At 57.4% G+C, this 23,888-nt stretch carries 21 protein-coding genes and 4 tRNA genes; 21 read left to right on the forward strand and 4 right to left on the reverse strand.

What is annotated here, in order from left to right; all coding sequences use genetic code 11:
• Positions 1-32 precede the first annotated feature (32 nt).
• The 12 genes from RDU76_10480 to RDU76_10535 all read left to right on the forward strand — a co-directional run bounded on the left by RDU76_10480 (position 33) and on the right by RDU76_10535 (position 12,479).
• Positions 33-506 carry a DUF4878 domain-containing protein gene (locus RDU76_10480; protein MDQ7799347.1) on the forward strand — a complete coding sequence of 158 codons (474 nt, stop codon included), beginning with the start codon at positions 33-35 and terminating at the stop codon, positions 504-506.
• Between the two features lie 242 nt (positions 507-748).
• The gene (locus RDU76_10485; protein MDQ7799348.1) at positions 749-1,627 is read left to right on the forward strand and encodes a lysophospholipid acyltransferase family protein; all 879 of its coding nucleotides are present in this window, start codon (positions 749-751) and stop codon (positions 1,625-1,627) included.
• A gap of 132 nt (positions 1,628-1,759) precedes the next feature.
• Positions 1,760-2,278, forward strand: a complete 519-nt coding sequence (gene lptC, locus RDU76_10490; GenBank protein ID MDQ7799349.1) for an LPS export ABC transporter periplasmic protein LptC — start codon at positions 1,760-1,762, stop codon at positions 2,276-2,278.
• Complete coding sequence (locus RDU76_10495) at positions 2,275-3,327, forward strand: LptA/OstA family protein (GenBank protein ID MDQ7799350.1); 1,053 nt, start codon at positions 2,275-2,277, stop codon at positions 3,325-3,327. The genes lptC and RDU76_10495 overlap by 4 nt, the downstream gene beginning before the upstream one ends.
• The gene (gene rpoN / locus RDU76_10500) at positions 3,324-4,724 is read left to right on the forward strand and encodes an RNA polymerase factor sigma-54 (GenBank protein ID MDQ7799351.1); all 1,401 of its coding nucleotides are present in this window, start codon (positions 3,324-3,326) and stop codon (positions 4,722-4,724) included. The genes RDU76_10495 and rpoN overlap by 4 nt, the downstream gene beginning before the upstream one ends.
• Positions 4,721-5,611: a lipoyl synthase gene (lipA, locus tag RDU76_10505; GenBank protein ID MDQ7799352.1), complete on the forward strand. Its 891-nt coding sequence runs from the start codon at positions 4,721-4,723 to the stop codon at positions 5,609-5,611. Before rpoN ends, lipA begins: the two co-directional genes overlap by 4 nt.
• Before the next feature lie 15 nt (positions 5,612-5,626).
• Positions 5,627-5,947 (forward strand): ribosome-associated translation inhibitor RaiA, encoded by a 321-nt coding sequence (raiA, locus tag RDU76_10510; protein ID MDQ7799353.1) that lies wholly within the window; start codon positions 5,627-5,629, stop codon positions 5,945-5,947.
• 20 nt (positions 5,948-5,967) lie between these two features.
• Positions 5,968-6,936, forward strand: a complete 969-nt coding sequence (gene hprK, locus RDU76_10515) for an HPr(Ser) kinase/phosphatase (GenBank protein ID MDQ7799354.1) — start codon at positions 5,968-5,970, stop codon at positions 6,934-6,936.
• Between the two features lie 269 nt (positions 6,937-7,205).
• A complete protein-coding gene (locus RDU76_10520) occupies positions 7,206-9,278 on the forward strand; it encodes a DUF1926 domain-containing protein (GenBank protein MDQ7799355.1) in 2,073 nt (690 codons plus the stop codon).
• Entirely contained in the window at positions 9,278-9,544 is a 267-nt protein-coding gene (locus RDU76_10525; GenBank protein ID MDQ7799356.1) for an HPr family phosphocarrier protein, read from the forward strand. Before RDU76_10520 ends, RDU76_10525 begins: the two co-directional genes overlap by 1 nt.
• Before the next feature lie 2 nt (positions 9,545-9,546).
• Positions 9,547-11,304 (forward strand): phosphoenolpyruvate--protein phosphotransferase, encoded by a 1,758-nt coding sequence (gene ptsP, locus RDU76_10530; protein MDQ7799357.1) that lies wholly within the window; start codon positions 9,547-9,549, stop codon positions 11,302-11,304.
• Between the two features lie 59 nt (positions 11,305-11,363).
• Positions 11,364-12,479: a DegT/DnrJ/EryC1/StrS family aminotransferase gene (locus RDU76_10535; protein ID MDQ7799358.1), complete on the forward strand. Its 1,116-nt coding sequence runs from the start codon at positions 11,364-11,366 to the stop codon at positions 12,477-12,479.
• 53 nt (positions 12,480-12,532) lie between these two features.
• Here RDU76_10535 and rlmN read toward each other — a convergent pair whose 3' ends face one another.
• Positions 12,533-13,588: a 23S rRNA (adenine(2503)-C(2))-methyltransferase RlmN gene (rlmN, locus tag RDU76_10540; protein ID MDQ7799359.1), complete on the reverse strand. Its 1,056-nt coding sequence runs from the start codon at positions 13,586-13,588 to the stop codon at positions 12,533-12,535.
• 20 nt (positions 13,589-13,608) lie between these two features.
• Between rlmN and RDU76_10545 the strand changes: the two genes are divergently transcribed.
• The 3 genes from RDU76_10545 (at position 13,609) to RDU76_10555 (ending at position 16,073) form a co-directional block, all read left to right on the forward strand.
• On the forward strand, positions 13,609-14,346 hold the full coding sequence (locus RDU76_10545) for a hypothetical protein (GenBank protein ID MDQ7799360.1): 738 nt from the start codon (positions 13,609-13,611) through the stop codon (positions 14,344-14,346).
• Positions 14,334-15,326, forward strand: coding sequence for a hypothetical protein (locus RDU76_10550; GenBank protein MDQ7799361.1), 993 nt, complete (start codon positions 14,334-14,336; stop codon positions 15,324-15,326). Before RDU76_10545 ends, RDU76_10550 begins: the two co-directional genes overlap by 13 nt.
• A 93-nt stretch (positions 15,327-15,419) precedes the next feature.
• A complete protein-coding gene (locus tag RDU76_10555) occupies positions 15,420-16,073 on the forward strand; it encodes a hypothetical protein (protein MDQ7799362.1) in 654 nt (217 codons plus the stop codon).
• A 74-nt stretch (positions 16,074-16,147) separates the two neighbouring features.
• Here the strand turns inward: RDU76_10555 and RDU76_10560 are convergent, their stop codons facing one another.
• The 3 genes from RDU76_10560 to RDU76_10570 form a co-directional block, all read right to left on the reverse strand.
• A complete protein-coding gene (locus RDU76_10560; protein MDQ7799363.1) occupies positions 16,148-16,897 on the reverse strand; it encodes a hypothetical protein in 750 nt (249 codons plus the stop codon).
• A gap of 227 nt (positions 16,898-17,124) precedes the next feature.
• Entirely contained in the window at positions 17,125-20,628 is a 3,504-nt protein-coding gene (locus RDU76_10565) for a DNA polymerase III subunit alpha (GenBank protein MDQ7799364.1), read from the reverse strand.
• A gap of 158 nt (positions 20,629-20,786) precedes the next feature.
• Positions 20,787-21,095, reverse strand: a complete 309-nt coding sequence (locus RDU76_10570) for a hypothetical protein (GenBank protein MDQ7799365.1) — start codon at positions 21,093-21,095, stop codon at positions 20,787-20,789.
• Between the two features lie 176 nt (positions 21,096-21,271).
• Between RDU76_10570 and RDU76_10575 the strand changes: the two genes are divergently transcribed.
• The 6 genes from RDU76_10575 to RDU76_10600 form a co-directional block, all read left to right on the forward strand.
• Complete coding sequence (locus RDU76_10575) at positions 21,272-22,540, forward strand: asparagine synthetase B (GenBank protein MDQ7799366.1); 1,269 nt, start codon at positions 21,272-21,274, stop codon at positions 22,538-22,540.
• Between the two features lie 123 nt (positions 22,541-22,663).
• Positions 22,664-22,739 (forward strand) — tRNA-Thr (locus tag RDU76_10580).
• Between the two features lie 111 nt (positions 22,740-22,850).
• Positions 22,851-22,935 (forward strand) — tRNA-Tyr (locus tag RDU76_10585).
• An 82-nt stretch (positions 22,936-23,017) separates the two neighbouring features.
• A tRNA-Gly gene (locus RDU76_10590) sits at positions 23,018-23,092 on the forward strand.
• Between the two features lie 400 nt (positions 23,093-23,492).
• A tRNA-Thr gene (locus RDU76_10595) sits at positions 23,493-23,568 on the forward strand.
• A 51-nt stretch (positions 23,569-23,619) separates the two neighbouring features.
• A partial coding sequence (locus tag RDU76_10600) for a GTP-binding protein (GenBank protein ID MDQ7799367.1) occupies positions 23,620-23,888 on the forward strand: 269 nt, incomplete at its 3' end.

Genomic DNA, 23,888 nt, shown 5'->3' on the forward strand with positions numbered 1-23,888 from the left:
TCTAACCATCCCCGATGCGGAGAGGGAATTGATTGAAAATAATTTATTATAAGGGCAGATGGGCAATGTTAAAAGATTTAAACGTTTTGAAAAAGTATTATATTTTAATTTGTTTGCTTTTATTTTCTTGTGCAATAAATGAGTATAATAAGCCCGATGTTATTGCTTATAATTGGATGAAAGCATCAATCTTGGGTGATAAAGATTCTTTATCAAAATATACAGATTGGATTGAAAGTATAGCGCCAGAAAAACGTAAATCCCAAGAATTGTTTCAATCTGAAAAGGAGTCAATATTGGAAGGCCACTCTTTCAATTCTGACATACTAAGGGAAAATGAATGGTTTCTCCAAATAATACCTTCTTTAAAAGTTATTAAAACAAAAATAATAGATAACACAGCAGAAGTGACGTTGTCTTTTAATAAGGATAGCTCTCAAGTAATAACAGTCAGTTTAAGCCTTAAGAAAAAGCAGAATGAATGGAAAGTATATAAAACCAAGTAAGACTTATTAAATCTTACAAGGAATCAAACTTCTAAAATAATTTATTGATTCGTAAAATGGGAAAGTTGGCATAGCAATTCTGGTATAAATTTTGCTGTGCTATTGACATGAAAATTCAAACTTCTCTAATTTATTGACCTATAAATCGTTATAAAAGACTTCGGATCTTATCAAGCGGCCTTTTTATTTAAAAAGGCCGCTTTTTAGCTTGAAAAGGGCAGGTGGCTGTGGTAAATTTAACTGTGCGAAAAAAAATACGACGCCATATACAATACATCCTGATCCGGGCAGTTCTCTTTGTCATCCAAATGCTTCCCAGACGGGCGGCCGTCTCCGCCGCCGCGGGGCTTTCGGGCCTGGCCTGGCGTCTCCTGAAAAAGGAAAGAAGGAAGACCCTCTTCAACCTGGCCCTGATCTTTCCGGAGCGCAGGGACCACGAAGCCGTGGGACGGGAGGTCTTTCGGAATGTGGCGGTGTCGGTGGCCGATGCCTTCACCCTTTTCAGGATAACCGACGATCAGCTGAACGACCTGGTAACGGTCGAGGGCCTGGAGCATTTCGATGCCGCCTACAATCAGGGCAAGGGACTGGTGGCCGTCACCGGGCACATCGGCTGCTGGGAGTTCATCCCGGCCTGGTTCTCACGCAAAGGCTACAAGATCAGCGTCATCGGCAAGCGGGTCTACGATCCCCGGCTGGACAGGATACTGGCCCGGATGCGCTCCAGCCAGGGGGTGAACATCATCGACCGGGACAGCGGGGCCAAGGACGCCCTGCGCGACCTGCGCAGCGGCCATGCGGTGGGGATACTGATAGACCAGGACACCCGGGTGGCCAGCATCGACGTGGAGTTTTTCGGGCATCAGGCCAGCACCCCGGTGGGGGCGGCCGCCCTGGCCGACAAGACCGGGTCCCCGGTGGTGCCGCTGGCCATCCTCCGCCAACCCAACGGAAAGTACCTGCTGTCCGTCAAACCGGCCATAGCCTTCGACCGGTCCCTGCCCAAGGAGGAACGGATCCGGGCCATGGTCCAGGAACAGACCCGCCAGCTGGAGGAGTTCATCCGGCGCGACATCACCCAGTGGGTGTGGATGCACCTGCGGTGGAAGGAAAAGCCTTGAGTTAACGATTGATATAAGATGGTCGGACAGCGTCATACAATAGGGAAACGATAGTCACTATCAAAAAGACATATAAAATCTTAGACATTTAATTGACATTCTTTTGCAATGAGAAACAGATCGATATACATATTGTCATTAATATTACTGGCGGGGTGCGGGACCAAGGACCAACCGGCCCGGATCCGGCCGGTTCAAGGCAGAACCCCCTCCCAGACCATCGTGGATTTCAACCTGATCGAGACCATCCTGGGCCGCCGCTCCTGGGTGCTCAGGGCCGACCAGGCCGATACCTACGACCAGAGCCAGGAGGTGGACCTGCACAAGCTGGATATTGATTTCTACAAGACCGGCACCGACTCGGTCAACGCCACCCTGACGGCGGATTTCGGCAAGGTCAACACCGCCACCCGAGACATGGAGGCCAGCCGGAATGTCCGGATGGTGACCAGCGACAGCCTGGTGCTGACCACCGACCACCTCACCTGGAACAACGATACCAAAAAACTGTTCACCGAATCGGCCATCCGCCTGGAGAAGGGCACCGACTGGCTGACCGGCGACGGGCTGGAGGCCAGCTCGGATCTCAAGGAGATCCAGATCAAAAGGAACGTCAGGGGCCAAAAAGATCTGTTGAACATAGAACGATGAGCTGCCTTGCCGGAATATTGATGGCCGCCCTGATGGCGGCCGCGGCGCCCGACACCAGCCAGCCCTACCTGGTGTCGGCCAATTCCATGAAGGTCCAATTGGTGGGACAGGACAAGGTGACCTGGCTGCGGGGAGGGGTGGAGATCATCCACGGTCCGACCGTCATCCGGGGCGACAGCGCCCGGGTGTCCACCCTGCAGGAGCAGGCCCTGATCTGGGGCCATGTCCGGATAACCGACCGGACGGCCGAGCTGGCCGGGCAGAGCGCGGTCTACTTTAAAAGATACGGCCGGAGCGTCCTGCAGGGCCGGTCAAACCTTAAGGACGGCGGCTGGACCCTGACGGCCGATTCCCTGGTCCATCTCCGGGACCAGGCCAAGAGTTACGCCTTCGGCCAGGTGGAAATGCGGGACTCGTCAGGCAAGAGCAATATCCAAAGCGATTACGGCGAGTATTGGCACCAGGAGAGCTATGGCCTGCTGACCGGAAGCCCCAAGTACTCCATCACCGGCGGCACAGGCAAGCTCAGCACCATCACCGCCGACCGGATGGAGGCCTATCAGCAGGGCCAGGTGGCCATCGCCACCGGGAACGTCAATTACTCCGAGGACAGCGTCTGGGCCTCGGCCGGGAGGATGTCCTACTTCAGGAACCAGGGCCGGTTGTTCCTGGAGGAGCAGCCCCGGGTGTGGCGCAGCGATGCCGACCTGTCGGGCCGGACCATTGAGCTTTCCTTCCACCGGGACAGCCTGAAGAACTCGGTGGTGCGCGATTCGGTGGTCCTGCGGCAGTTTTTGGCCGAGCCGGGAGACACCGACCTGATCAAATGCGACAGCCTGTGGATAGAATTCTCCCAGGGAAAACTCTCCCAGGCCCGGGCCACCGGCAGCGCCTGGAGCCGATATCATCAGATCGACAAAGGGAAAGTCTCGGGCTGGAACGTCACGGCCGGCGACCAGATGGAATTTTATTTTACCCAAGGCAAGATAGACAAACTGAAGGTGGATCAAAAATCCCGGGGTGCCTATTTCGAATTGGAGAAGCCATGAGTCCCGGCAAAATGGGATTAAGACAGGAACTGAGACAGGTGCTGGCTCCGGAGATGCTGCAGCTGCTGAAACTGCTGCAGCTGCCGACCCTGGAACTGCAGCAGCTGGTGCGACAGGAGCTGGAGATCAATCCCCTGCTGGAGGAGATCCTGGAGGAGCCCTCCATCGAGCAGCAGCAGGAGACGGAGGAACGGAAGGAGCACAACGAACCGTCCCCGGAGCTGGACCGCATCGACTGGCGGGATTACATGCAGGAGGGGGTGGACGACCGCTACCTGAAGAACCTGGAGCCCACCGAGGAGCCCGAGGGCCCCATCATCGCCCAGAAGGACACCTTTCAGGATTATCTGCTGTTCCAGTTGAGGACCTCGGCGGCCGATCCCCAGGCCACGGCCATCGGAGAATACCTGATCGGCAATCTAAGCGACGACGGATACCTGACCACCACCCTGGAGGAGGTGGCCCAGGCCCTGGACCAGGATATAGGCGCGGTGGAGCGAGCCCTGGCCGAGGTCCAGAAGCTGGACCCGCCGGGGGTGTGCTGCCGGGATCTGCGGGAATGCCTGCTGATCCAGCTGGGGATACTGGGACAGGAGGAGAGCCTGGCGGCCAGGATCGTGTCCGGCCACCTGGACGATCTGGTTCACCAGCGGTACCCGGTCATCGCCCGGGCTTTGGGGGTCCTGGAATCCCAGGTGCTGCAGGCCAGGGAGCTGATCTCTTCGCTGTCGCCCAAGCCGGGGGCCAGTTTCACCAGCGACCAGTCGCAGTATGTCTATCCCGACCTGGTGATAGAGAAAAGGGACGGGGAATACCTGGTCAGGACCAACGACCAGGCGGTACCGCGGGTCAGGCTGACCACCGGCTACCGCCAGATATTGACCCAATCCAGAAAATCCAGCCCCCAGGACCGGGAGTATGTGGTCAAGAGGCTGGAGGCGGCCCGGTTCATCGTCCGGATGATAGAGCAGCGCCGCCGGACCATGAGCCGGATAATGCAGGCCATCATCCAAAGGCAGACGGAGTTCCTGGACAAGGGCATCAGGTATCTCAAGCCACTTACCATGAAACTGATCGCCCAGGACATCGAGATGCACGAATCCACCGTCAGCCGGGCGGTGCACAACAAATACGTGATCACCCCCAACGGGATGCTGCCGGTGAAGTATTTCTTCGGGGTGGGGCTGAAGTCCGATTCCGGGGAGGATTCCGCCAAATCGATCAAGGACACCATCGCCGAAATGATCAGGCAGGAGATCTCCCACAAACCATTAAGCGACCAGGAGATCGCCGATAAGCTGAGCCGCCAGGGGATCACCATCGCCAGGCGGACGGTGGCCAAGTACCGCGAGGAGCTGAAGATACTTCCCACCAAATACCGCCGGGGAAAAAGATGAGATTTACGGAAAGCAAAATAATAAAGTCCGGTCCGGGGCGGCTGCCCGGCCATTTCAAACAGCGGATCGTCAGATCCCCCAAGGTGGAGGAGGTGGCCGACACTTTGAGCCGCTTGGGCCTGCATTCGGTCTGCGAGGAGGCCCGGTGCCCCAACCGCAACCATTGCTATTCCGAGGGCACGGCCACTTTTCTGATAATGGGGGGCAGCTGCACCAGGTCCTGCGGGTTCTGCGCCGTCAGCAAGAGCGCTCCCCAAGGGCTGGATCCCGAGGAGCCGCGGGCGGTGGCCCGGGCGGCCGCCGAACTCAAACTTAAATATGCGGTGGTGACCTCGGTCACCCGCGATGATCTGGAGGACGGCGGGGCCGGCCATTTTGTGGCGGTCATCGAAAATATCCGGCTGCTGAACCCCCCGGTCCTGATCGAGGTGCTGACCCCGGATTTTAGGGGCCGTCCGGGATCGATCGATGCGGTGATCGCCGCCGGGCCGGATATCTTCAACCATAACCTGGAGACCATCGCCCGGCTGTATCCCCTAGTGCGCCCCCAGGCCGATTATAAAAGATCGCTGGGACTGATAACCAGGGTCAAGCAGAACGGCCTGACCGCCAAGTCCGGGCTGATGGCCGGGCTGGGGGAGTCGTTGGCCGAGATGAAAAGTGCCATGTCCCACCTGGCCGATGCCGGATGCGACATCATTACCATCGGGCAGTACCTGGCGCCATCGGCCCTGCATTATCCGGTGGCCCGGTATTGGGAGCCGGAGGAATTCGAGGAATGCCGGGCCTACGGCCAGGATCTGCTGGGCCTCAAAGCGGTGGTGGCCGGACCCCTGGTAAGAAGCTCTTATTACGCCCATCAAACATACCAGACCATAAACCATTAACCGAGGAGGGACATAATGGATCTGAACATCACCACCAGGCATTTCGACGGGCTGAGCGATTCGCTGCGGTCGGATATCGAAACCAGGATGGTCAAGCTGGAAAAATTCTTCGACCGCATCGTGGAGGCCAAGGTGATCTTAAGCGAGGAGAAGAACCGGCAGATCGCCGAGGTCTCGATCCATCTACCGGGCGGGGTCAGGCTGCTGGCCAAGGAGGAGGCCGGGGACATGTGGGCCGCGGCAGAGCTGGCCATCAAGAAGATAGAGATCCAGGTCAAGAAGGTCAAGGACCGGAAAAAGGACCGCCAGCGGACCACCCTCAGGAAATCGTCATAAACCAACCAACCGGAGGCGCCATGAAAGCGGTATTGGTAAAGGAGCTGCTGGCCGACCGCCAGGAGGCCCTGCACTTGGAGGTCCTGACCGGGGATAGCGGCCTGGACCGGAAGATAATCATCGCCGACACCAACCGGCCCGGCCTGGCCTTCACCGGCTATATGGGCTATTTCCTGTGGGAGAGGGTGCAGATAATCGGCATCACCGAGACCGGCTACCTGGAGACCCTGCCGTCGGATAAACGGATCGAGGCCATCAAGCGGGTCACCTCTTTCGAGCTGCCCTGCATCGTGGTCACCAAGAAACTGGGGGTGCACCCCGAGCTGCTGTCCGAGGCCCGGGCCAGGAATATTCCGGTGCTGAGGACCGATATCGACACCACAGAGTTCATTCACCGGCTGTCGTCCTACATCGACAACATGCTGGCGCCCACCACCACCATGCACGGCACCCTGGTGGATGTATACGGGGTGGGCCTTTTGTACACCGGCGACTCCGGCATCGGCAAGAGCGAATGCGCCCTGGACCTGATCGAGCGGGGACACCGGCTGGTGGCCGACGATGTGGTCACCATCAAGAAGCGGGGAGAGAGGGTGCTGATGGGCTACGGCAACCAGATGCTGCAGCATCATATGGAGATCCGGGGTATCGGGATAGTCGACCTGACCACCCTGTTCGGCATCCGTTCGGTTCGGATGCGCAAAAGGATAGAGGTGGAGGTCCGGCTCAAGCGCTGGTCGGACGACGAGGATTACGAAAGGCTGGGGCTGGAGGAGAAGCCCACCACCATCCTGGGGGTGGAGATCCCGTTGATCACCGTGCCGGTGGTGTCGGGCAAGAACATCAGCGTGATCTCCGAAGTGCTGGCCATGAACCATCTGCTGAAACTGTGCGGATACAGCAGTGCCGAGGAGTTCAACAACCGGCTGCTGGATTCCATGCAAAAGAAGTTCGAGTCGGCCCGGTTCGTGGAGGACGATCTGGAGTGATGGTATCTTTTTCACCACAAAGACCGTGAACGGCCTGCTGATGTGCGTGGCTATGGGTACACGCCTTAACCCAGACCTTAAGGTCTGGGTTAAGGCAGAACTTGCTGTGATTAAAGGCTTTTATGGCCTTATGAATGACGGACCGAACGTTGCTACTGGCAGTTAAATCAACCCAATCAGCTATATTTTCCTTTCTCTTTGCTTAGACCGGCCCAGCTCCGGGCCAAGAATGATCGTCGAGGACGAGTTCAAATAACAATCAATCAGTTATGCCCAAACTAAAATTCATATTCGGGGTCCACAACCACCAGCCGGTGGGCAATTTTGATTTCGTCTTCCAGGAGGCGTATCAAAAGGCCTATCTGCCGTTCCTGGAGATGGCCGCCCGATACCCCTGGTTCCGCTTCACCATCCACAACAGCGGATGCCTGTGGGAATGGCTGGAGGCCAATCAGCCCAAATATTTGGACAAGGTCAAGGCCCTGGTCAAATCCGGGCAGGTGGAGCTGATGGGCGGGGGCTTTTATGAACCGGTGCTGCCGGCCATTCCGGAGGACGACCGCCGCGGCCAGCTGGCGATGATGTCCGGATATCTGAAGGATAGGTTCGGTGAAACTCCGGCCGGGGCCTGGGTGGCCGAACGGGTGTGGGAGCCCTGCCTGGCATCGACCCTGGCCGGGGCCGGCGTCAAATACACGGTGCTGGACGACTACCACTTCAAGTGCGCCGGAAAACAGGAGAAGGACCTGGGCGGTTATTACCTGACCGACGACCAGGGCCAAACCCTGTCGGTTTTTCCCATCAGCCAGAAACTCAGGTACCTGATACCATTCCATGACGTGGACGAGGTCATGGCTTATCTCCGGGAGCTGTATGATGCCAATAATAAGGCCCTGGCCATCCTGGCCGACGACGGGGAAAAATTCGGCATCTGGCCCGGAACCTATGACCATGTCTATACCAAGGGCTGGCTGGAACGCTTCCTGGAAAAACTGTCCCAGAACCTGGACTGGATCGAGCTAAGCACCTTCTCGGAAGCGCTCAAGGAAACATCCCCCTTGGGACGGATATACCTGCCCACCGGGTCCTACGCCGAGATGGGGGAGTGGGTGCTGGAGCCGGAATCCGAAGGGATCTATCGGGAGTTGGCGGACCGTCTGAAGAATGATGGCAGCTACCAGCGCTACAGCCCGTTCGTCCGCGGGGGGATCTGGCGCAACTATCTGGTGAAATATCCCGAATCCAACAATATCTACCGCAAGATGCTTCACATCAGCGGCAAAGCCGCAGGCTCCGGGGATGATATCAAGCGGGAGCTGTACCGGGGACAGTGCAACTGCGCTTACTGGCACGGGATCTTCGGCGGGCTTTACCTGCCCCACCTGCGGGAAGCCCTGTACCGGCACCTGATCCGGGCGGAGAATTTGGCGAACAAGGAACGGCCGCCGGAATATCCCACGGTTGAAAGGAAAGATTTCGACGGGGACGGGCATCAGGAGATCCTTTTGTCCAACGACAAAATGAACCTCTACCTCTCCCCGGAACAGGGGGGGACGATATTCGAATGGGACCTTAAAGAAAAGGAAATAAACCTTTTTGACACCCTGGCCCGCCGGCCGGAGAATTATCACCGCCAGATAGCCGACATCGGCCACGGGGAACAGGGGCAGGGCAAAAGCATTCATGAGATGCTGACCGCCAAGGAGCAGGGCCTGGAGAAACTTCTCCATTACGACAGATTCCGCCGGGTGGGATCGGTGGACCATCTGCTCGTCGCAGGAACCACCCTGGAGGAATTCATTGCCTGCGCCCATAAAGAGGCCGACCAGACGCTGGGCTCCAAATGGGAGGCCGGGACATCCCAGGAGGGAGGGCTGATAAAAGTAGAGCTGACAAAAATATCGGGCGATCTTCAAATATCGAAAACCATTTCTCTAGGTGCGGACGGCTCGTTTGGGGTTCACTATCGGTGGACCAACAACGGAAAGGCGGGCCTTGATATCTGGCCGGGGGTGGAGTTCAATTTCGGCCTGCTGTCATCCGGGCCCGGGAGGCATTGCAGCTCGCCGGACCCTCTGTCCACCGAAAGGCTGGATCAGCCGGCATCCGACGATGCGATCAGCCGGCTGACGGTCCACGACCAGCATCGTAAAATGGAGATCGTTCTCTCCCTGAGCCGGCCGGCCGACCTGTGGCGGTTCCCGGTGGAGACGGTATCCCAGTCGGAATCCGGCCTGGAAAGGAACTACCAGTGCTCCTGTTTTTTATGGCATGCCAAATTAAGATTGGAACCCGGGGAAGGATACAACCTGAACTTTGAAGTAGGATACAAAGGGGTTTGATGCAGGAGATAAAAGCGCTAATCGTCAACCGCCTGGGCATGCATGCCAGGCCGGCCGCCCTGTTCGTCAAGACATCCAGCAAGTTCCAGTCCAAGATCTGGGTCCGCAAGGATGATCTGGAGGTCAACGGAAAGAGCATCATGGGGGTGATGATGCTGGCCGCCGAACCCGGCAGCAGCCTGATCATTAAAGCCGACGGTCCGGACGAGCAGGAGGCCCTGGAGGCCCTGGCCAAGCTGGTAGCCGATAAATTCTATGAGGATTGATCATGGCCAATGAGACCAGATTATACGGCATCCCCGTCTCCCCGGGTTTCGGCATCGGCCAGGCTTTCATCTATCGCAAAAACCTGCCGGTGCTCAAGCGGCAGACGGTGGATAATGCCAACCAGGAGATCGCCAGATTTCACAATGCCCTTAGCAATGCCCGGCTGGAGATCGCCGAACTTCGGGATATGATAGCCGGCCGGCTGGGGAGGGACGAGGCCGAGCTGTGGACCGCCCAGCTGATGATGCTGGAGGACGTGACGGTGATCCAAGCCACCGCCGACCGGATCAGGGAGAAGAAACAGGATGCCGCCTCGGCCTTCCAGGAGACGATCGGCCAGGTGGCCGAGACCATCGAGTCGTCCTCCAATCAGTATCTCAAAGAGCGGGTGGCCGATATCCGGGATATCTCCTGGCGGGTGATAAAACACATCCAGTCAGGGAATCCCTCGGTTCTGCATAAGCTTTCCCGGAATTCGGTGGTGGTGTCCCACGACCTGTCGGCGGCCGATACTGCTTTGATGTCGGCCCGGAACATAGCCGGCTTCATCACCGAGGTGGGAGGCAAGACCTCGCACACCGCGATTGTGGCCCGCTCCCTGGAGATCCCGGCGGTGGTGGGCATCAAGGACGCTCTGCAGCAGCCCCTGCCCGGCTCCATGGTCATCGTGGACGGCACCAGGGGGGTGGTGATACTGGACCCGCTGCCCCAGACCCTGGAATCTTACCAGCAGGAGCAGAAGGAATACCAGAAGCATATCTCCGACCTGAGGAGGCTGCGGAAAAGCAAGCCGGTGACCCTGGACGGGCGCCGGATAGAATTGTCTGCCAATATAGAACTGCCGGAAGAGATCCCCTCGGTAAAATCGCACGGGGCCAAGGGCATCGGGCTTTTCAGGACGGAATACCTTTTCCTGACATCCTCCCAACTGCCCGATGAGGAGCAGCAGTTCGCCATCTACAGACAGGTGGCCGAGAAAATCGCCCCGGATCCGGTGATAATACGCACTTTTGATCTGGGCGGGGACAAGATCAACGGCCACGGTTTCTCGCCCGAGGCCAATCCTTTCCTGGGGTGGCGGGCCATCAGGTTCTGCCTGGACCGTCCGGAGATCTTCCGGGCCCAACTCAGGGCCATCCTGAGGGCCTCGGCCTTCGGCTCGGTCAGGATCATGCTTCCCATGATCTGCTGCCTGGAGGAGGTAACCCAGACCAAGGCCATTCTGGATTCCATCCGGCTGGAGCTGGACGACAAGAAGATCGCCTATGACCGCAACTGCCAGCTGGGAGTGATGATAGAGACCCCGGCCGCAGCCCTGACCAGCGACATCCTGGCCCCAGAGGTGGATTTCTTCAGCATCGGCTCCAACGATCTTACCCAATACACCCTGGCGGTGGACCGGGTCAACGAGAAGGTGGCTAAATTGTACGATCCTTTCAATCCGGCGGTGCTTAAACTGATCAAGCAGGTGATAGAATCAGGGCACCGCTCAGGCATCTGGGTGGGCCTGTGCGGGGAGATGTGCGCCGATCCCCTGGCGGTGCCGCTGCTGTTGGGATTGGGTCTGGATGAGTTCAGCATGAATGCGGTCTCGGTCCCCGAGGTCAAACGGATGATCCTCAAACTCAGGTTGGAGGATTGCCAAAAGGTGGCCGGGAGGGCCATGGAGGCAAAAAGCGCGCTGCAGGCCAGGACCGTGCTTTCGGAGTTTGTGCTGGACATCTTTCCCGACCTGGCCCTGAGTTGTGCCCTGGAATGATCATGATATCAAAGGGAACGATCAACCTCAAACCTAAAAATATAATCAAAGAAGGAAAAATGGACGAGAAGAAGAAACTGCAATTGCTGGATCTGGCCGCCCAATACCAGACCATCAAGCCGGAGATTGATGAGGCCATCGCCAAGGTGGTCTCCACCGGAGGATTCATCCTGGGCAAGACCGTGGAGGAGTTTGAAAAATCGGTGGCCGGGTTCGTGGGAGTGAAATACGGCATCGGGGTGAATTCCGGGACCGACGCCCTGTATCTGGCCCTGAAGGCCGCCGGGGTCAGGGAGGGGGACGAGGTGATCACCACCCCGTTCACCTTCATCGCCACCGCCGAGGTGATCTGCTGGATACCGGCCAAGCCGGTGTTCGTGGACATCTGCCCCGACACCCTTAACATCGATCCGGCCAAGCTGGAGAAGGCCATCAGCCCCAGGACCAAGGCCATCATCCCGGTCCACCTCTACGGGCAGGCGGCCGACATGACCGCGATCATGGAGATTGCCAAAAAGCATAAGCTGGCGGTGATCGAGGACTGCGCCCAGAGCCTGGGGGCCAAATACCAGGGCCAGCAGACCGGCAGCATCGGCCACATTGCGGGCTTGAGCTTTTTCCCGAGCAAGAACCTGGGGGCCTACGGCGACGGCGGCATGGTGCTGACCAATGATGAGGAGATGATGAAGATGGTCAAGATGCTGCGCCAGCACGGGCAGGACAAGAAATACCACCACCTCAAGCTGGGGGTCAACTCCCGGCTGGACGCCCTGCAGGCCGCGGTGCTGTCGGTCAAGTTGAAGCATCTGGAAAGATGGAATCGGGCCCGACAGGAGAAGGCCGGATATTACAATCAGCGCTTTGCCGGGATCGGCGACATCAAAATTCCCCAGGTGCGCCCAAACAATGAAGCCATCTATCACCAGTACACCCTGAGGACCGCCAAGCGGGACGCCATGGTGGAGTTCCTGGGACAGAACGGGGTGCCGACCGCGGTACATTATCCCATCCCGCTGCATATGCAGCCGGCCTTTGACTTTTTGGGCCACCAGAAGGGGAGCTTCCCGGTGGCCGAAGAGGCCGCCAGTCAGGTGTTCTCCCTGCCGATATACCCCGAGATCACCCGGGAACAGCAGGACCAGGTGGTGGATGCCATCGCCAAATTCTACAAATAAAATATTAAAGACCCAGCCCGCAAGGGCTGGGTCTTGGTGGTGGCAGCGTCTCTTCAGGTTTGTTTTGATATTGCCGCGGCCCTCAACTGCCCGCAGGCGGCGCTGATATCCTGGCCCTTGCTGATCCTGACGGTCACCGCCACCCCCAGCTGGTGCAGCCTTTCAAAGAATGCCTGCTGGACCTGGGGCGGCGAGGGTTTGAAAACACCTTCCCTCCCGCCCGGATTATAGGGTATCAGATTGACCTTGGCCGGAATGTTCTTCAACAGCCTCGCCAGCCGGTCGGCATCATCCAAGCTGTCGTTAATCCCGGCCAGCAGGATATATTCAAAGAATACCAGCTTGCCTTTTTTATTGCTGAAATTTCTGGCGGCGGTCAATAGCTCTTTCAAAGGATATTTTTTATTTACCGGCATGATCTTGTCTCGAACGGCATCACTGGTAGCACTAAGGGATATGGCCAGCTTGAACTGCTCCGGCTCCTCCATCAGCCGGATGATCCCGGGCACTATGCCCGAGGTGGAGATGGTGATATGCCGGGCGCCGATGTTGAACCCCTGGTGCGAATTGATCAGCCGGGCGGCCGAGAGGGTGGCGTCGTAATTGAGCATCGGCTCGCCCATGCCCATGAATACGATGTTGGTGATGCGATTCTGCCACCCCATCATGCCCTGCAGGTGGAACAGCTGGTCGGCAATCTCCCCGGCGGTCAGGTTGCGGACCAAGCCCAGGGACCCGGTGGCGCAGAAGCCGCAGTTCAGCCTGCAGCCCAGCTGGGTGGAAAGGCAGGCGGTGAGGCGCTCCTTGCTGGGGATCAGCACGCTCTCGATCAGCTGGCTGTCGGCGGTCTCCAGCAGGATCTTCCGGCTGCCGTCCCGGGACCGGCGCTCGGTCCTTGACCGCAGTTCATCGGGCCGGAAAGTCTTCTCCAGACCGGTGCGCAGCTCCTTGGAGAGGTCGGTCATCCGGGAAAACTCCGAGACGCCTCGCTGATAGAACCAGGCCATGATCTGCCGGGCATGGAAAGCCCTGGCCCCCAGCGGGGCCAGAGTTCTCTGCATCTCTTCGAGGTTTAATCCCTTCAGGGAGGGGGTTGAAATATTTTTCATTGTTCAATGATAATGGAGCTATGGACAAAAGTCAAGGACATAACGACCGGTGCCAGTGCCCGCAATGCGGGGCCGACATCAGCCTCTCGCCAAAACGCCGCCTGGGCAACTGCCCTTTTTGCGGTTCGCGGCTGTATCTGGAACCCCGGGAAGTTGAGACCCGCTGGATGCTTCGCCCGGTCCTGATGCGCTCCGAATGCCACCGGATACTGTCAGCCTGGCTGTGGGAGAACTATCAGGGAACGGCATCAGGTCTGGAGATCGGCCCAAGCCGGTGGGTCCCCTGGCTGAGGAAGGAGCGGAGAAAGGATGGCCAGATTGCCGGACACAGCTATGAACTGGCGGAAAACCCCGCTGATCCGCATATCGCCAGGGTAAAAATCCCGCCGGGCGAATATGTCCGGTTCGATGATGAAAAAACCGCCGGTTTCGTTCTGCCAGAGCTTCCGGATGAAAAGCCGGGGCCGGGAGGAGTCATTATATACGTTCCCTTTCATGTTGCCAGCTTCAGCTACGGCGGGGAGCGGAGAAGCGCGGCAATAGAAGCTTCTACCGGAAGCATGGCCGGGTATCTTCCCGACCGAAGGGTGAAAATTTCCCTCCATTGGGGCAGCCTGGCCCTGGCCGGCATCATATTTCTGCTAGAAGGCATGCTGATAAGGCCGGTGATAGCCAAGACCATAGTGCTGGGCCTGAGCTTCGCCATATTGGAGATCGGCATCAGCCTGCTGTGGGAGGGATGGGGATGGCGAAAGTAACCGCCTTGCTTTGCCCGGTGTGCGGCTCCGGGCTGGTGGCGGAATCCGGCAGCGTCCTGGCCCAATGCCGCTCCTGCCAGGCTTCGGTGGCCCTGGGCTCGCAGATGGGCTTCTACCGCTACTATGTGGAGCCCGGGATCAAGCGCAATGGGGCCATATCCCTGGCCGGGCAGGCCGCCGGGCTTTCCTTTGAGCCCATTGCCGCCCAGCTGATGTTCATTCCCGTCTGGCATATTGATGCCGAGGCTTTTGGTTTTATCGGCGGACAGCGTCCGATAGTAGAGAGAATCCTGAAGATCCCCATCTCCGATGCCGAGGGCAACACCCTTTATGAAAAGGAGATCAAGCAGAAGAGCGGCGGCGAGGTGGTGAAAAAGAGCCTGTGGATCAAGAAGGATTACCGGATGCTGGGCATCAGATGGAACGAGCTGGGGGGCAGCGATATCAAGGACATTGCCCCCGAAATGGACCTGATGCCGGAGGACGATGCAGAATTGTCCAAGCTGGGCCTGGTGCTGGAACCGGACACGGCAGCCGAGCCGGAGATGATGGCGGAAGCCACAAAATATTTCAAAGGCCAGCTGTTGTATCCCTACGGGAACTACCAGGGGTTGACCAGCCGCATCTCCCTGCTAAAGCAGAACCGGAGGCTGATCTATTACCCGGTGTGGCGGGTGCTGGGGTTTACCAAGAAGGGCCGGTTCAAATGCCTGGTTGACGGCGTCACCGGAACGCAGATATCTGTCAAGCAATACCGCCAGGCTAAAACCGCCCCCCCCACCAAACCCCTGATCGCCACCCTGGCGATAGCCTTGGCCCTGGGAATGATATTATCCCCGCACCAGGTCTTCATGCAGGGCTGGCTGTCCTTGGTGGCGCCATTCTTCCTGCTGGGGTTTCTGGCCGGCGGCACAGCGCTGAATCGTCTGATATTGGACCGGCTGGCCGAGAAAGCCGCCCGTTTCATCTGGAAGGTGTGATCCAACTCACCCTCCTGACCACCTTCTCTTGGAAAAGGAGAAGGGGGGCGGGGGATGGGTTCATAGGATTAAAACAAGGCATTTGACAAAATCATGAAACTCACTCCATTAAAATGCCCCCATTGCGGGGCCAAGCTGAAAATAGCCGGGAACACCGTGCTGGCGGCCTGCCAATACTGCGGCCATGCCGCCGAATTCACCGGGGAATCGGCCATCAAGCTGGATCAGGTTATAATTCAGTCCCAAGGTCCACCGGATATTCTCCTGCCGTTTTGGCGAATATCCTACCAGGCCAAAATATCCGGCCTGGCGGCCCATGCGCCCCAAAGCCCCTTTCAGCAGGAGGGTACGGAGGCGTTCTGCCGGAGAAAGGATGTCCGGCCGGAGGACCTGGATATCCCTTCCCGGATGCTGGTGGCGGCCTTCAAGGTCAACAATTTCATCAATTACACCGCCGACCTGAGCCAGGCGCTGAGCCTGAAGCTGGACCGTGATCTGCCGGAGAAGGAGGTGGAGAAGTCCATGGATTACGGCCTGTGCTATTATGGCCACCTGGACGCCCAGGGCATGGTGGAGGTCCTGCTGAGGGTGCTGGCCAACAAAAAAAGCCGCGATATCCTGGATCTGGACTTCGATATCAAATGGGGGGAAAGAAATATCCTTTGGTGGCCGTTCAAGCAGGACGGGGACTGCTGGAGGGATATGCTCTACGAACAGCGGCTATTGCAAAGCGCTCTGGAGAAATGATCCTCAAAGTAAAAATAAAAGCCCCGCCTTGTGCGGGGCTTTTCATTATCCCTCTCCGCTGAGGAGAGGGCAGCTCAAAAGGCGTCGTAATAGGAGATCTTCACCGTCCGGCCCACCCGGGCCGATTCCTGGCCCTCCGGGCCGTTGCGCAGGATGTTCCTGAGATCGAATTCCATCATCAACTTCTGGTTGAACAGCCAGCGCAGGCCCAGGTTCAGATAACCGTAGCCCTCGCCGTACTGCTGGTCCTCCAGGTTGTCGTTCAGGGCCATATCATACTCGGCGGCCAGCCACAGCTCCGGGTTCAGTGACTTCTCCAGCCCGCCGAAGAAGTTCAGAGTATTGTCGGGATTGGTGCGGTCCTCGATGCTGTAGTTGGCCCCGCCGTGAAAGGCCAGGGTCCCCATAAAACGGTAGTTCTTGCTGGCCACGGCGTAAAATCCGGGGGATTTTGTCAGGTACCGGTTGTTGGCGTAGGGTCCGTTGCCCTGATTGTTGAAGCCCAGGGCGATGCCCGGCCCGTAATAGCTCTCGTCGAAGATCCGGTACTTGGCCATGAACCCGGGCTGGGGGTTCCACTCGGGATTGCCGTAGCCGATGATATTGTCGCCGCCGTAGGCGAAGCCGAAGTTCAGACGGTCGAACAGCCCGAAATTGAAACCCAGCAGCAGACCGCCCACCGGCTGCATCTTCAGGTTGATGGAATAGGTGGCCCGGGCCAGGGTCCCGGCGGTGGGGTAATCAACCATCTCACCGAACTGCACGGCAGAGGCCGCGCCGCCCGACAGGGCCAGAGTCAAAGTTATGATGAAAATCTTCTTCATAATATCTCCCAAATAGCATTTCGGTAATTATATATATTTAAGGAAACTTTTGCAAGACAAATAAATGCCTTAAAAATATTAACAGTAAAGACCCAACCTCCCCAGTTCTCGGTCAGGCCAAGGCACCCCTCTGTTTCTCCCCTTATTTAGGGGAGAGGTGGGTCATAGAGAAAGATCAAAAGAAAAATCTGTGCGCTCTGTGCCTCGGTGGCAAAAAGGTCCATAGCCTATTGGTACCTTCCACCCGGGCCGTTCTTCCGGTAGTTGCTCTGCTTGCGGGGCGGGGCCGGCTGCCATTTGCCGCAGAATCGGTAAAGGGGCCCGCCCAGGAACTGGTTCAGTTCGGCCAGCAGTTCCTGCTCCGGCATCACCTTCAGTTTCTGGGAGCGTATCCTCACCGGCTGGGATTGGCCGTTTTTGATCACAAAGGTCACCGAACAGACCCCGGGATAGCGCTGCAGTATCCCGGTCAGCTGGCGGGTGAATTCGTCGTTCATCTTGGTCTGCTCCAGAAGGATCTCCAGCTGTTCCACCAGGCCCTTGCGGCATTCCGGCAGGGCGTAAAAGTCCGAGGCTACGATCTTGGGAGCCTCGTCCTCCTTGGTGGAAACGGTTCCGGCCACCAGCACCACTCCGTCGCTGTTTATCAGGCTGCGCTTGGCATCGTACAGGTCGGAGAAAACCACCACCTCGGTGAACCCGGTAAGATCCTCCAGCGAGACGAAGGCCATCGGTTTGCCGTTCTTCTGGGTGATGGATTTGACCGAGGAGATCAGGCCGGCCACGATCACCGCCTGATAATCATCCAGGCCGGTCAATTGGTCCAAATTATGGCTGGCGAAGCATTTGATGTCGGCGGCGTATTTCTCCAGGGGGTGCCCGGACAGATAGAACCCCAAAGCCTCCTTTTCGAAGGCCAGAAACTGCTTGCGGCTCACCTGGGCCGGGGCTTTTTTCGCCTGATCCCGGGCGGGGCCGGGCGCCGGTTCGGCGGAGTCGAAGAAGGAGGTCTGGCCCATCTCCCGCTCGTGGCGGATCTGGGCGGCCGATTCCATGGTGAGGTCCAGATCGTTCAGCAGGCCCTCGCGGTCCGGCTGGATGGCATCAAAGCAGCCGGATTTTATCAGACTTTCCAGCACCTTGCGGTTGACCACCCGGGCGTCGATGTTCTCCAGCATCTGCTTCAGTGAATCGAAGCTTTTTAGCTCCCGGCGGGCCCCGATGATGGAATCGATGGTGTTACGGCCCACGTTCTTCACCGCCCCCAGGCCGAAGCGGATGGCCGGGCCCTCCGGCTGGTAGTGGTGCTGGCTGGCATTGATATCCGGGGGAAGCATGACGATGCCGGTCTCCCGGCAATTGGCCAGAAAGGAGATGGTCTTGTTGGTGTCGCCCATCACGCTGGTCAGCACGGCCGACATGTATTCCAAGGGGTAATGAGCCTTGAGATAAGCCGTCTGGTAGGCCAGCACCGCATAACCGGCGGCATGCGATTTGTTGAAGCCGTATCCGGCGAACTTGGCCAGCAGGTCGAATATCTTTTCGGCCCGATCCTTGGGGATCTTATTGATTTCGTAGCATCCCTTGATGAAGGCCGGGCGCTGTTTCTCCAGATCCTCCAGCCGTTTTTTGCCGATGGATTTCAGCATCAGATATCCGGCGCCCAGCGAATAACCGGCCAGGGCCTGCACCGCCTGCATCACCTGTTCCTGGTAGATCAGGATGCCGTAGGTGTTCTTGCAGATGGGCTCCAGCAGGGGGTGCTCGTACTCGATCCGCTCCTGGCCGTTTTTGCGGGCCAGGAATTGGGGGATCAGATCCATCGGCCCGGGCCGGTACAGGGAGATCACCGCGATAATGTCGTCCAGGGAGGAGGTTTGCAGCTTGACCGTCAGATCGCGCATGCCGGCCGATTCCAGCTGGAATATCCCGGTGGTGTTGCCCTTCTTCAGCAGGGCAAAAGTCTGCTCATCGTTGTAGGGGATGGCCTCCATGTCCACGTTGACGCCCCGTTCCCGGAGCATCCGGACGGTGTCGTCGATCACCGTCAGGTTGCGCAGGCCCAGAAAATCCATCTTCAGCAGGCCGCACTTCTCCAGCCAGCCCATCTCGTACTGGGTGGAGACGTCCCCCTTGCTGCTCTTGAACAGGGGCAGATAATCGGTCAGCCGCCCCGGGGTGATCACCACCCCGGCGGCGTGGGTGCCGACGTTTCGGATCCGGCCCTCCACCGCCTGGGCGATCTCGATCACCTCCTGGAAGCGGGGGTCGGATCTCACCAGCTTGTCCAGTTCGGGCACGTGCTTTAGGGCCTCGGCGATGGTGTTGCCGAAGGGGATCAGCTTGGCGATCTTGTCGGCCTCGCTGTAGCTTAAGCTGTACACCCGGCCCACGTCCCGCACCGCGGCCTTGGCCTGCATGGTGCCGAAGGTGATGATCTGGGCCACGCTGTCCGAACCGTATTTCTGGTTGACGTATTCGATCACCTTGCCGCGCTGGGTGTCGCCGAAATCGATGTCGATGTCCGGCATGGTGACCCGCTCCGGATTCAAAAACCGCTCGAACAGCAGGTTGAACCTCAGCGGTTCCACATCGGTGATGCCCAGGCAATACAGCACCAGGCTGCCCACCGCCGAGCCCCGGCCCGGTCCCACCGGAACCTGGTTGGCCCGGGCGAAATCGATGAAATCCTTGACCACCAGGAAATAGCCGGGGAAGTTCATCTTCTCGATGATCTCAAGTTCCTTGTTCAGCCGCTCCCTGATCCCGGAGGTGACCGTCTGGTATCTTTTGCTGAGGCCGGTCTCGGCCAGGTATCTCAGGTAGGCATGCTGGCTGTCGAATTCCTGGGGGATGGCATAGGAGGGGATGTTCAGTTTGCCGGAACCCAGATCGGACAGCAGCAGGTTGCAGCGCTCGGCCACCGCCATGGTGTTGTCGATGGATTGGGGGAATTCCTCGAAAAGCCGGGCCATCTCGGCCGGTGATTTGAAGTAGAAGTTGTCGTTGGAGAATTTCATCCGGTCGGGATCGCTGATGATCCTGCCGGTCTGGATGCACAGCAGAGCGTCATGGGCCTTGGCATCCTTGGCTTCCAGATAGTGGACGTCGTTGGTGGCCACCAGCGGGATGTCCAGCTCCTTGGACAGGGCGGCGATCTCGGGGATGACCTGAAGCTCCTCGGGCAGGCCGTGGTTCTGGATCTCCAGAAAGAAATCCGGCCCGAACAATTCACGGTAGAAGGAGGCGGCCTCCCGGGCTTTTGGGGGATTGCCTTTCAGAATGGCCTGGGCGATTTCGCCCTGAATGCAGGAGGAGAGGGCCAGCAGGCCCTCGGAGTGCTGGGCCAGAAACTCCTTGTCGATCCGGGGCTTGTAATAGAACCCATCCAGGAACCCGGCCGAGGAAAGCTTCATCAAGTTGCGGTAGCCGGTCTCGTTGCGGGCCAGCAGTATCAAATGAAAGGCGGTCTCCCCGCCGGCGTCGGCCGAACGGTCCAGCCGGCTGCCGGGGGCCAGGTACATCTCGCTGCCGATGATGGGTTTGATCCCGGCCGAGCGGGCGGTGGTGTAAAAATCCAGGGCCCCGAACATATTGCCGTGATCGGTGATGGCCAGCGAGGTCATCTTATGCTCGGCCGCCTTCTCCACCAGTTTTTTAACCGGGATCAGGCCGTCCAGGACGCTGTATTCGGTATGAAGGTGAAGATGGGTGAATCGGGAGTGAGGCATGACAGTTTTGCCTTTAGATTACGGATGGTGGATGGTTAAAGTGAAATGGCTGCCAAAACACTGCCGGAAATTTGGGCTGTGTGTCAGGTTGCGATTGGCCGGCTGCGGGCAATACCCAGGATGAGGACCTTTGGGGGCAATCATCAAAATCGGACGATCTATTCCTGCAGGTCGGAGAGTTTTTTGGGTACGCTGTTGCCGTTGAGGGGAAGGTCCAGGGGGTTGGCACAGTATTTTTCCTTGCAGCGGCTGCATAATATGAAGCTGAATTCGCGGTGCACCTCCTCCTCCAGCAGGGATTCCGGCACCCCGGCGGTCTGCTCGTTTATCCGGGCTATGAGGTCCTTGATGCTGGTGCCATCGGTCTGATCAAGCACCCCGTCGAACCCCTGCAGCAGGGAGATGTTCAGGCGGTAATATATGCTGCCCTGGGGCAGGGCCCTTCGGCATTTTTCACAGCGTCGCATGATATTTTCTCCTCCACCGTTAGGATATCACTTAACGGACAGAATTTCAATAGCAAAGTGTCCCATAATTCAATTGACAAATCAAACAAATGCAATTAAACTTAACAAGGCCCCAGGGAAGTTGAGACTCCAGCAGATTTGCCCCGGCACCCGGGCACAATAAATATTTACAACCGATGCTTAAAAAACATTTCATTTCGTCACTATTCTTCCTGGCGGTGGCAATATCCTCCGCCAGGCAATCCTCTGCCGCCAATATCTTCATTCCCATGGACCTGACCCAGGCCGATCACCTGCGGGCCTACGGGGTGGTGTACCGCTGCCTGCAGAACGGCATCAAGGTGGAATGGCTGCTAAATTACCGGGGCGGATCTTTCATGGCTTCGGAGAATCAAACCACGACGGATCTGTGCAAGCTTTCCGGGGTCAGTTACGGCATTATCTCCGATGATCAAACTTCGGAGATATGCCGCCAGATCGAATCCGGGAACATGGAGCGGATAGAACTGGAGAAGGCTCCCAAGCTGGCGGTCTATGTTCCGCTGACCCACGATCCCTGGGACGATGCGGTCCGTCTGGCCTTGGACTACGCCCAGGTGCCCTATACCACCCTATGGGACGAGGAGGTGCTCTCCGGTACCCTGGCGCAGTATGACTGGCTGCACCTGCACCACGAGGATTTCACCGGGCAATATGGCAAGTTCTATTCCAGCTACCGCAACACCGACTGGTACCAGAACGATGTCCGGGCCAACACCCGGCTGGCCGGAAAGCTGGGCTACCCAAAGGTCTCCCGGATGAAGCTGGAGGTGGCCCGGAAACTGCGGCAGTACCTATACGACGGGGGCTTCCTGTTCGCCATGTGTTCGGCCCCGGCCACCTTGGATATCGCCCTGTCCGCCTCCGGAACCGATATCGTGCCTAAAGAGTTCGACGGCGACCCGGCCGAGCCGGACTGGCAGGCCAGGCTGGACTTTTCCCAGACCCTGGCCTTCAGCGACTTCAACGTCATCACCAATCCCCTGGTGTACGAACATTCCGACATAGATGTTGGCACCGACGCCCTGTCCCGGGGGAAGGACACCTATTTCACCATGTTCGATTTTTCGGCCAAGTACGATCCGGTATCATGCATGCTGGTGCAGAACCACGTGGCGCTGGTCAGCGAATTTTTGGGACAGGATACCGGCTTCCGCCGGGACAGGATAAAAAAAGGGATAGTCCTGCTGGCCGAGGTAGCCGGCAGCGACGAAGTGAAATACCTGCACGGGATATACGGCAAGGGGAGCTTTGCCTATTTTGGCGGACACGACCCCGAGGATTTCCAGCATTTCGTGGGCGATCCCAAGACCGATCTGCGGCTGTACCGCAACTCGCCGGGGTATCGTCTTATATTGAACAATATATTGTTCCCGGCGGCCAAGAAGAAACAGTTGAAGACGTAAACATCTATTATCAAGCGATAATATTTGAAGGCCATACTGGCTCAAAGATTCGACGGTTTAATTTTATATTGACTTAGTAAATATTTTTGGTTATAATTACAAACACTTTTAGGAACCCGAAGGGCCACCGTAGCTCAGCTGGTAGAGCAGCGGTTTTGTAAACCGCTGGTCGGGGGTTCAAGTCCCTTCGGTGGCTCCATAAAGATGAGTTTCAGCAACGGGGCTCGAGTTGGCCGACATCTCGATATGCTTTTATGCGAATCGACGACCGGCCAGTACCGAGAGGACCGGAAGTAAATATTATAAACGTGGTGAGGTTCCCGAGTGGCCAAAGGGAACAGACTGTAAATCTGTCGGCTAAGCCTTCGGAGGTTCGAATCCTCCCCTCACCACCACTACTTGACCCCTCCCGACCCTCCCCCAGATCAAGGGGAGGAATCAAGGTGGGGTCAAAATATCGGCGGATAAGTTTTCCGAGCGGGTGTAGCACAACGGTTAGTGCTCCTGCCTTCCAAGCAGGATACGACGGTTCGATTCCGTTCACCCGCTCCATTTTATTGCCCGAACCGTCGCATCCGGAGCTAGGATGACGGTTCCCCGCCTGATGCTCAACTTCGTAGCAGGGCGGCGGATCCGCCGCAGATTATGCCTGTTCTGAAGACATAGGCGGAGATTCCGTTCACCTGCTGTATTTTTCAGCTTTTTGTCTGTAAGTCTATGCTGGGGAGGTCGTTTGCATTATAACAAGCTGCCTCATGAAAATATGAGCCTTTGGCAAAAAACCGATCCGGGGCCCAGTGGATAAAATATATCTCAGTTTTGACAAAATATAGTTGACAAATCCTGAAAATTTGATATAATTACAATTCTTCCGAAAAAACAGACTCTGCCGCCCAAAGTAGTGGTGACTTGGGGGGATAGGGGTTTATTGTTTTTTCCTCTTGAAACCAACGCCCACCTAGCTCAGTCGGTAGAGCGCGTCCTTGGTAAGGACGAGGTCACCAGTTCAATTCTGGTGGTGGGCTCCATTTGAAAATATGAATTCTTAAAGAATAAATCCTTTTATAAGGAGAAGCGCCATGGCCAAAGCAAAATTCGAGCGAACCAAGCCGCACGTAAATATCGGGACGATCGGTCACGTTGACCACGGCAAGACGACGTTGACCAGCGCCATCACCAAATACCTGGCGGAGCAGGGGCTGGCCAAAGCCAAGAGCTACGAGGAGATCGACAACGCTCCGGAGGAAAAGGCCCGCGGGGTGACGATCAACGTACATCATGCGGAGTACGAGACCCTGAAGCGTCATTATGCCCATATGGACTGCCCCGGGCACGCCGACTACATCAA

The organism is Candidatus Edwardsbacteria bacterium (assembly GCA_031082425.1).
In the GTDB taxonomy this organism is placed as follows: Bacteria; Edwardsbacteria; AC1; order AC1; family EtOH8; genus UBA2226.